Below are 13,538 nucleotides of genomic sequence, written 5' to 3' on the forward strand. Positions count from 1 at the left end.
GAGACAGAATGGAGAGAGCATGTATGAACATTAAAGAAGCAAAAGAAGAGATCATCAATACGATACAGGCATACCTGAAAAAGGATGAAACCGGTGCTTACGAAATTCCCGTGGAGCGCCAGCGGCCGGTGCTTTTAATGGGACCGCCCGGCATCGGAAAAACCGCGATTATGGAGCAGGTGGCCAGAGAGTGCGGCATCAATCTGGTGTCCTATACCATCACCCATCACACCCGGCAGAGCGCCATCGGTCTGCCGTATATTTCCCAGCGGGAATACGGCGGGAAGACCTATTCCGTAACCGAATATACCATGAGTGAAATCATCGCTTCGGTCTACGAGCAGATCGAGCGTTCCGGCATCCGGGAGGGGATTCTCTTCCTGGATGAGATCAACTGTGTATCGGAAACCCTTACCCCTACCATGCTGCAGTTCCTGCAGTACAAGACCTTCGGCAGCCACAAGGTGCCGGACGGATTTATCGTGGTGACCGCGGGCAATCCGCCGCAGTACAACCGGTCGGTGCGGGATTTTGACCTGGTGACCCTGGACCGTGTCAAACGGATCAATGTGGAGGCGGATTACGGAGCCTGGAAGGCTTATGCCCGTCAGGCCGGGATACACGGTTCGATCCTGACCTATCTGGAGATCAAAAATAAGAACTTTTATTCGATCCGCACAGATGTGGAAGAAAAATATTTTGTCACAGCCAGAGGCTGGGAGGATCTGTCCCGAATTCTGACTGTTTACGAAGAAATGGGGCGGCCGGTGGATGAAAAACTCTGCGTGCAGTATCTGCAGGATCCGGAGATTGCCCGGGATTACGCCACATATTACGAACTGTACAACCGTTACAAAACGGTCTATCAGGTGCAGGAGATCCTGGCGGGACGGCTGGAAGAGGGAGAAAGCAGCTTAAAAACCGCGCCCTTTGATGAGAAACTGAGTCTCCTGGGCCTGCTTTTGGACAGCCTGGATCAGGAGTTCCGCGGTTACGCGGAGGCACTGGAAGTGCAGCGGGCACTTTTCGGACGGCTGAAACGTCTGGGCGAAGAGGAGAAAAGTCAGCCGGCTGACGCGCTGGAGACACAGATCCGGGAAGCAGAGCGCAGCTATGCAGGCAAGAAAGAAGCCGGGCTGCTGTCGCCGGAGCAGGAACGTGAGCAGCGTCTGGTGATCCGGGCGCTGCAGGAGCTGAAGCGGAAGCTGGCCCTGGACCAGGCCTCCGGCGCCGGGGCGGAGGAAGAGATCCGTCAGTGGTTTAACACCAGGGAGCAGCAGCGTAACGAGGCAGTGGACCGGGCAGGAGAACATCTGACCAACTGTTTTGCCTTTCTGGAGCGGACATTCGGGGAAGAACAGGAACTGGTGATCTTTCTCTCCGAACTGTCCGCAGGCTACTACAGCCTGAAATATGTCAGCGAGTGCGGCAATGACGCCTACTACCGCTATAACAGACTGCTGCTTTTAAAAGACCAGCAGCAGGAGCTGAAAGATCAGATCCGTCAGGTGATGCAGCTGTAAACGGCGGGGGCGCACACGAAGTTGAAACGTCCAAGCCGCCCGCTTTAGCGTCAGCTGTAAACGGTGGGGCGCGCAGCAGAAGAAAAAAGGAAAAGGAAAGCGTCTGATGGCAGCAGAAAAGAAAAATTATCGCATGACCATAAGCTATGACGGCACACGGTATGCCGGCTGGCAGAGACAGAAGAAAAATGAACAGACCATACAGGGCAAGCTGGAGCATGTGCTGTCCGTGATGGAGAAAGAGGAGCAGCGGGCAGAGGCCGCCGTGCAGGTCATCGGCGCCGGACGTACCGACGCGGGTGTCCATGCCCGGGCAATGACGGCAAATGTATTTCTGCGGACGGAGCGGACAGCGGAGGAGGTCGGACAGTATCTGAATCAGTATCTTCCGGAGGATATCAGCGTGGATCAGGTAAAAATCGCGTCCGACCGGTTCCACAGCAGATACAATGCCATCGGCAAGACCTACCGCTACACCTGCTGGTACGGAACCGGCAAGCCGGTCTTTGACCGGCGGTATGTCTGGGCCCTGGAAGAACGGCCGGATGTGGAACAGATGCGCCGGGCGGCAGAGTTCCTTACCGGGCGCCATGATTTTAAGGCATTCTGCGGCAATCCCAGATATAAGAAATCCACAGTGCGGGAAGTGGACCGGATCGAAATCCGGGAGGAATGGCCGTATCTACGGCTGTATTTCCACGGAACCGGATTTCTCCAGAATATGGTGCGGATCCTGACCGGAACACTGCTGGAAGTGGGCGCCGGGCGGATGCAGGCAGAAGACATGCTGCGGATTCTCGCGGCGGGCGTACGGGCCCAGGCGGGACCCACGGCACCGGCCCGGGGGCTGTGTCTGCTGGAAGTGGACTATGACTGAGCGAATCCAGTCTGTGGCCGGTCAGATACCGGCAGGATGACAGGAAAATTACGACGGAGCGAGTCGGAGGTGCGGAATGAATCAGAAGATACGTTATTTTCTCCGGGCGGCAGAAGAAAAAAGCTTTTCCAGGGCGGCACAGCAGATCTATGTATCCCCCCAGGCGCTGACGAAGCAGATTACCGCGCTGGAGCAGGAAATCGGCGGCGAACTGTTTACCCGTTCCTCCCGGGGAATTGAGCTGACCCGGCTGGGCGTATACGCCCGGGAACAGCTTGGCAAGGTGGAGCGGGAGTACACCGAGGTGCTGGAAACGCTGAAACAGCGGGCGCATGACGGCAAAGAGCAGATCCGAATCGGCATCTTTTCCGCATTGCCGCGGGATGAGATGGTTACGCCGCTGGTATCTTTCCTCATGGCGTCCTATCCCTGCTATCAGATCAGCCTGGAGATGCTGGAACTGGAGGAAGGGCGGAAAAAGCTGATGAGCGGCAGGCTGGACATTCTGCTGACGAATGTGCATGAGCAGGATAACCTGTTCGGATACGAGGGGCTTTCCTTTGGGGAGCATGACGTAGAGGTGATTGTGTCCCTGCTTCATCCCTGGGCGATCCGGGATTCCATCACCTTGGAAGATATGCGCCGGGAGACGTTTCTGAAACTGAAGGTGGACCGGGATCATTACAATGTGCCGCTGTCGGAGAATTTTTATGAAAATATCCCCTGCAGAGAAGTCAGGGAAGTCGGCAATTTTGAGACCCTGATGGTGCTGATGCGGCAGGCGGAGGGGTTTGCGGTGTTTCCCATGATGTTCTACGGAGTGGAAAACGGGCAGGTCCGCGGATTTCCCTATCCCGGCAGGGCACTGCGCTATCACACGGCGCTGCTGTATCACCGGGACAGCAGGCTGAAGGGCCTCAGCGGGATTGTGGATGACCTGCGGGAGGAATTTGACCTGGAACCGATTCCGCAGGGACAGAATGGGATGTAACTTCTGGTTACAGCACAGGAGACAGAAACTGATTCCTTCTGCCGCAGGAAACTGTTAGGATAGAGACAGAAACAAAGCAGTATGACAGGCAGGACAAGGAGGCAGGGGTTATGCAGACACCAAAAGAAGCATTGCTGGCCGCATTGAAGGGAGAACCGATCGATTTTATTCCGGAAGTTTATTCCGTCATGAAGGATGTGGTATTCCCGGGAGAACGGTATTTCGGAAAAGACAATCAGCCGGACCCGTACGGAACCGGGCCGGATGCCTGGGGTGTGCAGTGGACCAATCTGGGTCCCAATCCACTGGTCAACGGCAATATGGTGGCCAAAGGCTTTATGCTGTTTGACGACATTGAGGACTGGCAGGAAAAGGTGAAGTTTCCGCCGCTGGACTTTATGCCGCTGGAGCAGATTTTTCAGGGCATGAGCGCAGGCATGGGCGTCAATCGGGAGACAGACGTGGTCTCCTGCCTGCTTCTGTCCGGCCAGTTTGAACGGATGAATCAGATGATCGGGATGGAAAACGCCCTGTGCGCCTTCTATGAATCTCCGGAGGCGGTCCATGCCTTTTTTGACGCGATGTGCAGCTACAAATTAAAATGCATCGACCTGGCCTTTCAGTATCTGCAGCCCCAGGTGATCCACATGCATGATGACTGGGGCACCAATAACAATATGTTCTTTGACCCGGAGCTGTGGCGGGAGTTTATCCGGCCGAATGAGGAGAAATACGCCCGTCGGATTCATGAGCTGGGCGGCCTTTACATCCATCATTCCTGCGGCTATATCATGCAGATCGTGCCGGATCTGGCCGAGATCGGCGTGGACGCCATTGAGCCGATGATGGTATCCAATGATCTGGACGCACTGCTGGAACAGTATGGAGACCGGATTACCTTTATGGGTGGCATCGACAACCAGAAGCTGGATCTGGATGCCACATCGGAAGCGGAGGCCCGGGCGATGATCCGTGCGGCGATGGACCGTTATGCGGGAAAAGGCCGGTATCTGCCCTATTACATTCCCACGAATGAAGAGAAATGGTTCATCTACATGGACGAAGTGAACCGGTACGGCAGGGAAGTGCTGCGCCGGTAAGCGGACTTTTTTCATATACCTGCGCAAACTGCGTTGACAGTTTCCCGGCAAACAGCCTATAATCTTTTCGGAACAGAGCTAGGGGAGCAAGAGCTGAGAGCGCGGGAAGGCCCGCATACCCTCATTACCTGATCTGGATAATTCCAGCGTAGGGAAGCATAACAGATGCAAATAAAAAAGATCCCCCACAGTTTCTGAAGCGGATTCTGCTGCCGACCTATGGTCCGGCACAGGCGGCCGGTTCGTTCTGCGGGGGATCCTTTTGCGTGAAAGGAGAAGAAAAAATGGAAGCCAGTGTAGCAATCCAGACACTGCCGGAGGCATCGGACGACGAGGAACTGATCCGCATCGTAGATGAAGTAATCGCTTATATCGCCCGGTCCGGTTATAACTATTATGTAGGACCGTTTGAAACTACGATCGAGGGCCCTTATGACGCCCTGATGGATATCGTCAAGGAATGCCAGCATATCGCGGTGCGGGCCGGGGCCCCTTCCGTGGCAGCGTATATCAAAGTAAGTTATAAGCCGGAAGGCGAGGTACTTTCCATTGAGAAAAAAATCGGAAAATATCACGAATAAGCTGTATCCGCTGGCGGCGATTGCCGTGATTCTTATTGCCTGGGAGTGCATCTCGTACTTCGGCGTGGTGCCGAATTTCATGCTGCCCTCCCCGGTGCAGATGATCGCTGCCTTTGTAAAAGATTTTTCTGTGCTGATGCTGAACCTGGCCACTACACTGATCGAGGCAGTGCTGGGGCTGGTCATCGGTGTGGCGGTAGGATTCGCGGCGGCCTGTATTATGGATCGCTGGGAAGGCGCCTACAAAGCGCTGTATCCGCTGATCGTGATTACAGAGACCATTCCCACGGTGGCCATTGCGCCGCTTCTGGTGCTCTGGTTCGGTTATGAGATGACGCCGAAGATTGTGCTGGTTATTATTATCTCATTTTTCCCCATTGCCGTGGGGGTGCTGGACGGATTTCATTCCGCGGACAAAGACGCGGTGCATCTGCTCCAGGCCATGGGAGCCACAAAATGGCAGATTTTCCGGCACATCAAGATACCGGGGGCGCTGCCCCAGTTTTTCTCAGGGTTAAGGATTTCCGTGGCATATGCCATCGTAGGCGCTGTCCTGGCGGAATGGCTGGGAGGCTTCCGGGGACTTGGCGTATACATGACCCGGGTCAAAAAATCATTTGCCTATGACAAGATGTTTGCGGTGATTCTGCTGATTACCGTGATCAGTCTGCTGCTGATCCTGGCGGTAAATATTGCGCAGAAAAAGATGATGCCATGGAATGAAACAAGAAAGGATGAGACGAAATGAAAAAGAAAATTTTCAGCCTGCTTCTGACAGCAGGACTGGCCGTGGGGCTGCTGGCAGGATGCGGCAGTTCCAAGACTGGCGACACTTCCGCGTCCGGAAGCGCGGGCAAAACAGAAAACAGCGCGTCTGCGGAGGGCACTTCCTCGGGGGATCTGAAAGAAGTGACCTTTGTCCTGGATTGGACGCCGAATACCAACCATACCGGTGTCTACGTGGCGGATCAGCTGGGCTATTTCAAGGACGCGGGACTGAAAGTAAAAATCGTCCAGCCGCCGGATGACGGGGCGGAGACGCTGGTAGGAAGCGGAAAAGCCGATTTCGGCGTATCCTTCCAGGACACCATGTCCTCCCTGATGGCAGGCAAAAAGAAAAGCGTGCCGATTACCGCGGTGGCAGCCGTGATTCAGCATAACACATCCGGTATTATGTCCAAGAAGAGCACCGGGATCAAATCCCCGAAGGATATGGCGGGCCACAGCTACGCCACCTGGGACTGGGACATTGAGAAAGCCATTATCCGGAATGTGGTAAAGGCAGACGGCGGCGACTACAGCAAGATCAAGATGATTCCGGAAACCATCGACGATGAAGTATCCGCGCTGAAATCCGGCAGCATCGACTGCCTCTGGGTTTACTACGCATGGGCAGGGATTTCCGCCAAAGTGCAGAATTTTGATATTAACTACTTTGCGTTCCGGGATATTAATCCGGTCTTTGACTACTATTCACCGGTCATCATCGCCAACGACAGTTTCCTGAAAGACCATCCGGACGAGGCGAAAGCGTTCCTGTCCGCGGTTTCCAAGGGATACACCTATGCGATCAAACATCCGGACAAGGCAGCGGATATTCTCTGCAAGGCAGTGCCGGAGCTGAACGGGGACCAGGTAAAGGCCAGCCAGGAATATCTGGCGGATCAGTACCAGGCGGACGCGTCCCGCTGGGGAGAATTTGACGCAAAGCGCTGGAACCGGTTCTATCAGTGGGTCAACAAAAACAAATTTTATGACAGCAGTATTCCGGACAACACCGGATTCACCAATGAGTATCTGCCGGAAAAATAGTGCTCTGCCGGGAAAACAGGGCTCTGCCGGGAAAACAGGACTCTGTCGGCAAAACAGAATAACTGCCGCGGGGAGCGGGGAACACAGGGCTCTGCGCAGGTGAAAAAGACAGGCGCAAGGGCAGCAGGAGTAATTGTATGCATAAGCTTGAGACAAAGAATGTCTCCATGTCATTCGAAGAAGGAAAAATCATCGATCAGATCAGTATCCATGTGGAAAAAGGCGAGCTGGTCAGCCTCCTGGGGCTGTCCGGCAGCGGAAAAACCACGCTGTTTAACTGTATCGCCGGGATCTACCATCCCCAGGAGGGACAGGTCCTTTTAGACGGGCAGGAGGTGACCGGGCAGACCGGCCACCTGAGCTATATGCTGCAGAAAGATCTGATGCTGCCCCATTACACCATCGAGGAGAATGTGGCGCTGCCGCTGCTGATCCGGGGAGAAAAGAAAAAAACAGCTATTGCCCGGGTGCAGCCCTATTTTCCGGATTTCGGCCTGGAAGGAACCCAGAAGAAATATCCGCATCAGCTTTCCGGCGGCATGCGGCAGCGGGCGGCGCTGCTTCGGACCTATATGTTTTCGGACAATGTGGCCCTGCTGGACGAACCGTTTTCCGCCCTGGATACGATTACCAAGGGGGCGATCCACAAATGGTATCTGGATGTAATGAAGCAGATTCAGCTGACCACCGTGTTTATCACCCATGATATCGACGAAGCCATCCTCCTGTCGGACCGGATCTACCTGATGACCGGAAAGCCGGGGGTCATAGAGAATGAAATAAAGATCGCGCCGCCCCGGGAGGAACGGGTGGATTTTAACCTGACAGAAGAGTTTCTGGAGTATAAGCGGCAGATCATAGAGATCCTGCGGCTTTAAGGGACAGGATGCTCTGATTTTTTGAAAAGTACACAGGAAAACCAGGCAGTGAATGCGCAGATCCGGATGGGTCTGCGCATTTTCCGGTATGTTTCCGGCGCGGAAAGAACCTTGTCTATTCCATGGAAAACCAGTATAATTCAGGACATATCACCTGGGGAAGAACCTGAAAAAAGGGGGCAGACAGCAGCGGGAAGAGCTGCGGAAAGAACGAGGTTGAAATGGAAAAGATCCGACAGTTTCTGAAAAAGAAAGATGTTATTATTTCCGGAAAGCGCTACGGAATTGACGCGTTAGGGGCCATGGCCCAGGGGCTTTTCGCCTCTCTGCTGATCGGCACGATTTTAAGCACCATCGGGACCCAGTTCGGCCTGGCCTGGCTGGTGACTGTGGGAGGGTTCGCCAGCAGTGTCAAAGGGCCGGCGATGGCCATTGCCATCGGCTATGCCCTGCATGCGCCGACGCTGGTGCTGTTTTCCCTGGCAGCAGTCGGATACGGCGCGGATACGCTGGGCGGCGCCGGCGGACCGCTGGCGGTCTATGTGATTGCGGTGATTGCCTGTGAAGTCGGCAAACTGATCAGCAAAGAGACGAAAGTGGATATCATTGTAACGCCTGCTGTTACCATTATCTGCGGGGGGCTCCTGTCTATGGCATGCGCGCCCTGGATCGGCGCCGGCGCCAGCGCTGTGGGAAAGGCGATTATGTGGGCCACGGATCTCCAGCCCCTTCTGATGGGGATTGTGGTATCCGTACTGGTGGGCATCTGTCTTACGCTGCCCATCAGCTCGGCGGCGATCTGCGCGGCACTGAGCCTGACCGGGCTGGCCGGCGGCGCGGCAGTGGCAGGCTGCTGTGCCCAGATGATCGGATTTGCGGTGCTCAGTTTCCGGGCCAATGGAATCGGCGGGTTTGTGGCCCAGGGCATCGGCACCAGCATGCTGCAGATGGGCAATATTGTGCGCAAGCCGGTGATCTGGCTGCCGCCCACATTGGCATCGGCGATTACCGGTCCCATTGCGACCTGCGTATTCCATCTGGAAATGAATGGCGCGGCAGTGTCTTCCGGCATGGGCACCTGCGGTCTGGTGGGACAGATCGGTGTATTTACCGGGTGGATGAAGGAGATTTCCAGCGGAGCCAGGCTGGCGATTACACCCATGGACTGGATCGGCCTGATCCTGATTTCCTTCCTTCTGCCGGCAGTGCTTACCTGGGCCATTGGCGCCGTCTGCCAGAAAATGGGGCTGTTTGCGCAGGAAGATCTGAAACTGGATCTGTAGCGGCAGGAGGGAAACCTGCCCAAACAGAATCCGGACGTACACAGCGGAAAAATTTCCGTCTAACGGGAAGCCGGTGGTAGGTCCGGATTTTTTTGTATCATGGCTCCGCGGCGCGGCCGGCCGAAAAATCGGCCAGAGACGGAATCATAGGCATAAGCAAAAGGGAAGGGGCAGAAGCTATGGAAATTCGGCGTATTTCACAGGTTATGAAAGAGACGTACGGAACAAAAGTATACCGGCTGTCCCTGGATGCCGGCTGCGGCTGTCCGAACAGGGACGGAAGAGGCAGAGGGGGCTGTATTTTCTGCTCTGCCGGCGGATCCGGGGATTTTGCCGGCGGCAGTCCGGCAGACCGGGGACGGGACACGGAACCGGCGCCCCTGGAGGAGCAGATCCGGCAGGCGAAGAAGCTGGTCAGCGGAAAAATGAAGTCGGTCCGGGAGGAAGACCGGAAGTATATCGCCTATTTTCAGGCCTACACCAGTACCTACGGGGAACCGGAGCGGCTGCGGGAGATTTTTCTTAAAACCATCCGGCGGGAAGAAATCGTGGTGCTTGCCATCGGAACCAGACCGGATTGCCTGGGGCCGGAGATCCTGGAGATTCTTACCGAGTTAAACCGGATCAAACCGGTGTGGATCGAACTGGGGCTCCAGACCATACACGAAGAAACGGCCCGGCGGATTCACCGGGGCTACGGGCTGCCGGTTTTTGCCGATGCTTACCGGAGACTGAAGGAAGCAGGTCTTACGGTGATCGTCCACGTGATTCTGGGACTGCCAGGGGAATCCGGGGAAGATATGCTGGACACTGTGCGGTATCTGGCGGGGCTTACCCCGACGCTGGACGGGATCAAACTGCAGCTGCTCCATGTGCTGAAGGGAACGGAACTGGGGCGGCAGTATGAGGAACATCCCTTTCCGCTGCTGGATCTGGACACGTATGTGGAACTGGTGGTCAGCTGCCTGAAACTCCTGCCCGCGGAAACCGTGGTTCACCGTCTGACCGGAGACGGCCCGAAGCGCCTGCTGCTGGGGCCGCTGTGGAGCGCAGACAAGAAGCGGGTGCTGAACCGGCTAAACCAGGCCATTGCCCGGGCCTGACCGGACGTTTCCGGTATGCCGCAGGTACCGGCAGAAGCAGCATTGCCCGGATCTGCCCAAACCGAATCGGACAGGAAAGGGTCAGTCAGAACAGGGGGCTTTTTTGGAGTTTTGTTCGGAAACGCCTGCAGATTATTACCAATTATGTAAAAAAATCACAAGAAAGATTGCAATTTTTTTGTATACTTTTTAAGATGGGAGTCAGGAAGCATGGCATTTGAACACTATATCAGAAACGGCGCGAAGCGCCTCCGATGCGGATATACCACCGGTACCTGCGCGGCACTGGCGGCAAAAGGGGCGGTACAGCTTCTGCTGACCGGTGAGGCACCGGACTCCGTGGGGGTTATGACCGGGAAAGGGATTCTGGTGGAAACCGAACCGGTCCGGATCGGCCCGGATCCGGAAGCGCTGTTCCCGGAAGCCCGCGCGTTTGTGCCGGAAGGGTATCAGGCGGCCTGCGCAGTACGGAAAGACGCCGGTGATGACATCGACGCCACGGCAAATCTGCTGATCTGTGCCGCTGTGCGGCGGAGTGCGGAGCCCGGCGTGCAGATAGACGGCGGCCGGGGAATCGGACGGGTGACAAAGCCCGGGCTGGATCAGCCGGTGGGAAACGCGGCCATCAACCGGGTGCCCCGGCAGATGATTGCGGAGGCTGTGGCAGAAGTCTGCGATGCCGCAGGATACGACGGCGGGATACAGGTGATTATTTTCGCGCCGGAGGGCGAAACGGTGGGAGCGAAAACCTTCAATCCGGTGCTGGGCGTCTGCGGCGGAATCTCCATCCTGGGCACTTCGGGAATTGTGGAGCCCATGAGCGAGCAGGCCTGGGTGGACACCATTGAGGTGGAGATGCACCAGCATGCGCTGACGCAGGACCGGGTGATTCTGATTCCGGGCAATTACGGCGAAGAGTTTCTGGAAGAGCGGGGGCTGTCCGCGCTGGGCGTTCCCGTGGTGAAAATTTCCAATTTTCTCGGAGAGGCGCTGGATATCGCGGCGGCGGAAAGTTTCCGGCAGGTGCTGCTGGCAGCCCATGCGGGCAAACTGGTGAAAGCGGCCGGAGGCATCATGAATACCCACTCCCGGTGGGCGGACTGCAGAACGGAGCTTTTCTGCGCCCACGCGGCAGTCTGCGGCGCGGACACAGATACCTGCAGGGCACTGATGGGGGCGGCCACCACAGACGCCTGCATCGGCATTCTGGACCAGGCAGGTCTGCGGGAACCGGTGCTGGCCAGCCTGATGGGCGCGGTCCAGAGCCATCTGGAACGCCGGGCCGCGGGACAGTACCGGATAGGCGCGGTGATGTTTTCAAAGGAATACGGCACACTTGGATGCACAGAACCTGCCAGGGAGCTGCTGGAGGCATGGCGGTCTGCCGCCGGAGACTGACGGGTGACGCTGTATCTGTGCCGGTTCCGACAGACAGAAAGGGGCGGAAGCGCCCGGAAAGAGGAGAAACAGTATGATTCATTTTGTTGGCGCAGGTCCGGGAGCACCGGATCTGATTACCGTACGGGGAGCGGAACTGCTGAAGCAGGCGGATGTGATTATTTACGCGGGGAGTCTGGTGAATCCGGAACTTCTTGCCTATGCGGGGCCGGAGTGCCGGGTTTACAACAGTGCCGAAATGACCCTGGAGGAAGTGCTGGAAGTCATGGAGGATGCGGAGGCAGCCGGAAAAGACCTGGTGCGCCTGCATACCGGAGATATGAGCCTTTACGGCGCCATACGGGAACAGATGGACCGTCTGGAGGAAAAGGGGATCGCCTATGACGACACACCTGGCGTCTCCAGTTTCTGCGGCGCGGCAGCCGCGCTGAAGGCAGAATATACATTGCCTGGAGTAAGCCAGAGCGTGGTGATTACCCGGATGGAAGGGCGCACGCCGGTGCCGGCCCGGGAAGGCGTGGCAAGTTTTGCGCAGCATGGAGCGTCCATGGTGCTGTTTTTGTCCTCCGGTCTGCTGGAGCAGGTACAGACAGAGCTGCTTAAGGGCGCGTATACAGAGGATACGCCGGCGGCGATTGTCTACAAGGCAACCTGGCCCGATGAAAAGACGGTGCGCTGTACGGTAGGCACACTGGCGGAAACCGCGAAAAGGGAGCAGATTCACAAGACGGCGCTGATTCTGGTGGGAGATTTTCTGGGGGATACCTACGACCGCAGTTTACTGTACCATCCGGGATTTACGACGGAATTCCGTCAGGCGAAGACAGATACAGACAAGGATGCGAAGCAGTAACCGCTGAGACGGCAGGAGGAATGTATGGAACCTGTGTTTCTGTCATTTTCAGAGAAAGGACAGCAGCTGGCACAGAAGCTGGCGCAGGCCGCCGGAGGCAGGGCAGACCGCTGCCGGCAGCCGCTGTCCCTGAAGGAATGGACGAAGGAGCAGTTTCAGAAGGCAGATGCGATTGTATATGTAGGCGCCCTGGGGATCGCGGTGCGTGCCATCGCCCCTTTTGTGGCCAGTAAGACAGAGGATCCGGCTGTGGTGGTTGTAGATGAACTGGGACTCCATGTGATTCCCGTGCTGTCCGGACATCTGGGCGGCGCCAATGATCTGGCCAGACAGCTGGCGGCAGTCTGCGGCGGAGAAGCGGTGATTACCACGGCGACGGATATCAACGGGCGGTTTGCCGTGGATGAATGGGCGAAAAGGCAGAACTGCCGCGTGGACAATCCGGCGTGGATCAAGCGGATTTCCGGCAGGATTCTCGCCGGGGGGACGGCTGTCGTATACAGCCCTTTCCCGATCGCGGGAACACCGCCGGCTTATGTGGCCTGTGTCAGACAGGACGCAGACAAAAAGCCGGAAAAAACTGCCGCAGCAGCCGTGTCCCTGTCCGTATTTGGCAGACAGACGCAGGCGCTGCGCCTGGTTCCGCGGATTGCCGTGCTGGGGATCGGCTGCCGGAAGGGGACGCCCCGGGCAGTGTTGGAAGAGCAGTTTGCGCAGTTTGCAGAGGCGCAGGATCTGATTCCCTCCGCGATTGTCCGGGCGGCCAGCATCGACTTAAAGGCCGGGGAGCCGGGACTTCTGGAATTCTGCGGGGCACACGGATGGCCGCTGCAGACCTACACGGCAGAGGAGCTGGCGGGGGCGCCGGGGGAATACACCGCTTCGGAATTTGTCAGCCGAATCACCGGCGTGGACAATGTCTGCGAACGGAGCGCCGTGCTGGCATCTGCGGGCGGACGACTGGTGATCCGCAAGCAGGCCGGCAGCGGGGTGACTTTTGCGCTGGCTCTGCAGGAATATCATCCGGACTGGACCTGGCAGGGGAGCTGCGGGACAGAAGCGCCCGGGAAGCCGCGGAGCGAAACAGCGGATGACAAGGAGCGGACGGAGCCGGATGGCAGATAGAAGACAGGAAAGAA

General features: G+C 56.8%; 13 protein-coding genes and 1 riboswitch. All 13 genes read left to right on the forward strand.

Going from position 1 to position 13,538, the window contains the following annotated elements:
• Window positions 1-23: 23 nt before the first annotated feature.
• The 13 genes from CXIVA_RS06165 to CXIVA_RS06230 all read left to right on the forward strand — a co-directional run bounded on the left by CXIVA_RS06165 (window position 24) and on the right by CXIVA_RS06230 (window position 13,524).
• Entirely contained in the window at window positions 24-1,523 is a 1,500-nt protein-coding gene (locus tag CXIVA_RS06165; RefSeq protein WP_013977138.1) for an AAA family ATPase, read from the forward strand.
• A gap of 106 nt (window positions 1,524-1,629) precedes the next feature.
• Entirely contained in the window at window positions 1,630-2,400 is a 771-nt protein-coding gene (gene truA, locus CXIVA_RS06170) for a tRNA pseudouridine(38-40) synthase TruA (RefSeq protein ID WP_013977139.1), read from the forward strand.
• A 76-nt stretch (window positions 2,401-2,476) separates the two neighbouring features.
• The gene (locus tag CXIVA_RS06175) at window positions 2,477-3,391 is read left to right on the forward strand and encodes a LysR family transcriptional regulator (protein WP_013977140.1); all 915 of its coding nucleotides are present in this window, start codon (window positions 2,477-2,479) and stop codon (window positions 3,389-3,391) included.
• Window positions 3,392-3,501: 110 nt separating this feature from the next.
• Window positions 3,502-4,491, forward strand: coding sequence for a uroporphyrinogen decarboxylase family protein (locus tag CXIVA_RS06180; protein WP_013977141.1), 990 nt, complete (start codon window positions 3,502-3,504; stop codon window positions 4,489-4,491).
• Window positions 4,492-4,561: 70 nt separating this feature from the next.
• A riboswitch (TPP riboswitch) is annotated at window positions 4,562-4,663 on the forward strand.
• A gap of 112 nt (window positions 4,664-4,775) precedes the next feature.
• Window positions 4,776-5,072, forward strand: coding sequence for a thiamine-binding protein (locus CXIVA_RS06185; protein WP_013977142.1), 297 nt, complete (start codon window positions 4,776-4,778; stop codon window positions 5,070-5,072).
• The gene (locus tag CXIVA_RS06190; RefSeq protein WP_013977143.1) at window positions 5,041-5,820 is read left to right on the forward strand and encodes an ABC transporter permease; all 780 of its coding nucleotides are present in this window, start codon (window positions 5,041-5,043) and stop codon (window positions 5,818-5,820) included. The genes CXIVA_RS06185 and CXIVA_RS06190 overlap by 32 nt, the downstream gene beginning before the upstream one ends.
• The gene (locus CXIVA_RS06195) at window positions 5,817-6,884 is read left to right on the forward strand and encodes an ABC transporter substrate-binding protein (protein ID WP_013977144.1); all 1,068 of its coding nucleotides are present in this window, start codon (window positions 5,817-5,819) and stop codon (window positions 6,882-6,884) included. Before CXIVA_RS06190 ends, CXIVA_RS06195 begins: the two co-directional genes overlap by 4 nt.
• A gap of 137 nt (window positions 6,885-7,021) precedes the next feature.
• Window positions 7,022-7,762, forward strand: coding sequence for an ABC transporter ATP-binding protein (locus CXIVA_RS06200; protein ID WP_013977145.1), 741 nt, complete (start codon window positions 7,022-7,024; stop codon window positions 7,760-7,762).
• Window positions 7,763-7,983: 221 nt separating this feature from the next.
• The gene (locus CXIVA_RS06210) at window positions 7,984-9,045 is read left to right on the forward strand and encodes a PTS sugar transporter subunit IIC (RefSeq protein ID WP_013977146.1); all 1,062 of its coding nucleotides are present in this window, start codon (window positions 7,984-7,986) and stop codon (window positions 9,043-9,045) included.
• 179 nt (window positions 9,046-9,224) lie between these two features.
• Entirely contained in the window at window positions 9,225-10,148 is a 924-nt protein-coding gene (locus tag CXIVA_RS06215) for a TIGR01212 family radical SAM protein (RefSeq protein WP_013977147.1), read from the forward strand.
• Window positions 10,149-10,358: 210 nt separating this feature from the next.
• Window positions 10,359-11,546, forward strand: coding sequence for a cobalt-precorrin-5B (C(1))-methyltransferase CbiD (cbiD, locus tag CXIVA_RS06220; protein ID WP_013977148.1), 1,188 nt, complete (start codon window positions 10,359-10,361; stop codon window positions 11,544-11,546).
• 73 nt (window positions 11,547-11,619) lie between these two features.
• Window positions 11,620-12,399, forward strand: a complete 780-nt coding sequence (gene cobM, locus CXIVA_RS06225) for a precorrin-4 C(11)-methyltransferase (RefSeq protein WP_013977149.1) — start codon at window positions 11,620-11,622, stop codon at window positions 12,397-12,399.
• 24 nt (window positions 12,400-12,423) lie between these two features.
• On the forward strand, window positions 12,424-13,524 hold the full coding sequence (locus tag CXIVA_RS06230) for a cobalamin biosynthesis protein (RefSeq protein ID WP_013977150.1): 1,101 nt from the start codon (window positions 12,424-12,426) through the stop codon (window positions 13,522-13,524).
• The last annotated feature ends 14 nt before the right edge of the window (window positions 13,525-13,538 follow it).

Origin of the sequence: Clostridium sp. SY8519 (assembly GCF_000270305.1) — a bacterium.
Classification (GTDB): domain Bacteria; phylum Bacillota; class Clostridia; order Lachnospirales; family Lachnospiraceae; genus SY8519.

What these genes read in the sequence shown, in the direction of transcription:
- CXIVA_RS06165 (WP_013977138.1), top strand. Translation starts at nt 24, where the DNA reads ATGAACATTAAAGAAGCAAAAGAAGAGATCATCAATACGATACAGGCA.
- truA (WP_013977139.1), top strand. Translation starts at nt 1,630, where the DNA reads ATGGCAGCAGAAAAGAAAAATTATCGCATGACCATAAGCTATGACGGC.
- CXIVA_RS06175 (WP_013977140.1), top strand. Translation starts at nt 2,477, where the DNA reads ATGAATCAGAAGATACGTTATTTTCTCCGGGCGGCAGAAGAAAAAAGC.
- CXIVA_RS06180 (WP_013977141.1), top strand. Translation starts at nt 3,502, where the DNA reads ATGCAGACACCAAAAGAAGCATTGCTGGCCGCATTGAAGGGAGAACCG.
- CXIVA_RS06185 (WP_013977142.1), top strand. Translation starts at nt 4,776, where the DNA reads ATGGAAGCCAGTGTAGCAATCCAGACACTGCCGGAGGCATCGGACGAC.
- CXIVA_RS06195 (WP_013977144.1), top strand. Translation starts at nt 5,817, where the DNA reads ATGAAAAAGAAAATTTTCAGCCTGCTTCTGACAGCAGGACTGGCCGTG.
- CXIVA_RS06200 (WP_013977145.1), top strand. Translation starts at nt 7,022, where the DNA reads ATGCATAAGCTTGAGACAAAGAATGTCTCCATGTCATTCGAAGAAGGA.
- CXIVA_RS06210 (WP_013977146.1), top strand. Translation starts at nt 7,984, where the DNA reads ATGGAAAAGATCCGACAGTTTCTGAAAAAGAAAGATGTTATTATTTCC.
- CXIVA_RS06215 (WP_013977147.1), top strand. Translation starts at nt 9,225, where the DNA reads ATGGAAATTCGGCGTATTTCACAGGTTATGAAAGAGACGTACGGAACA.
- cbiD (WP_013977148.1), top strand. Translation starts at nt 10,359, where the DNA reads ATGGCATTTGAACACTATATCAGAAACGGCGCGAAGCGCCTCCGATGC.
- cobM (WP_013977149.1), top strand. Translation starts at nt 11,620, where the DNA reads ATGATTCATTTTGTTGGCGCAGGTCCGGGAGCACCGGATCTGATTACC.
- CXIVA_RS06230 (WP_013977150.1), top strand. Translation starts at nt 12,424, where the DNA reads ATGGAACCTGTGTTTCTGTCATTTTCAGAGAAAGGACAGCAGCTGGCA.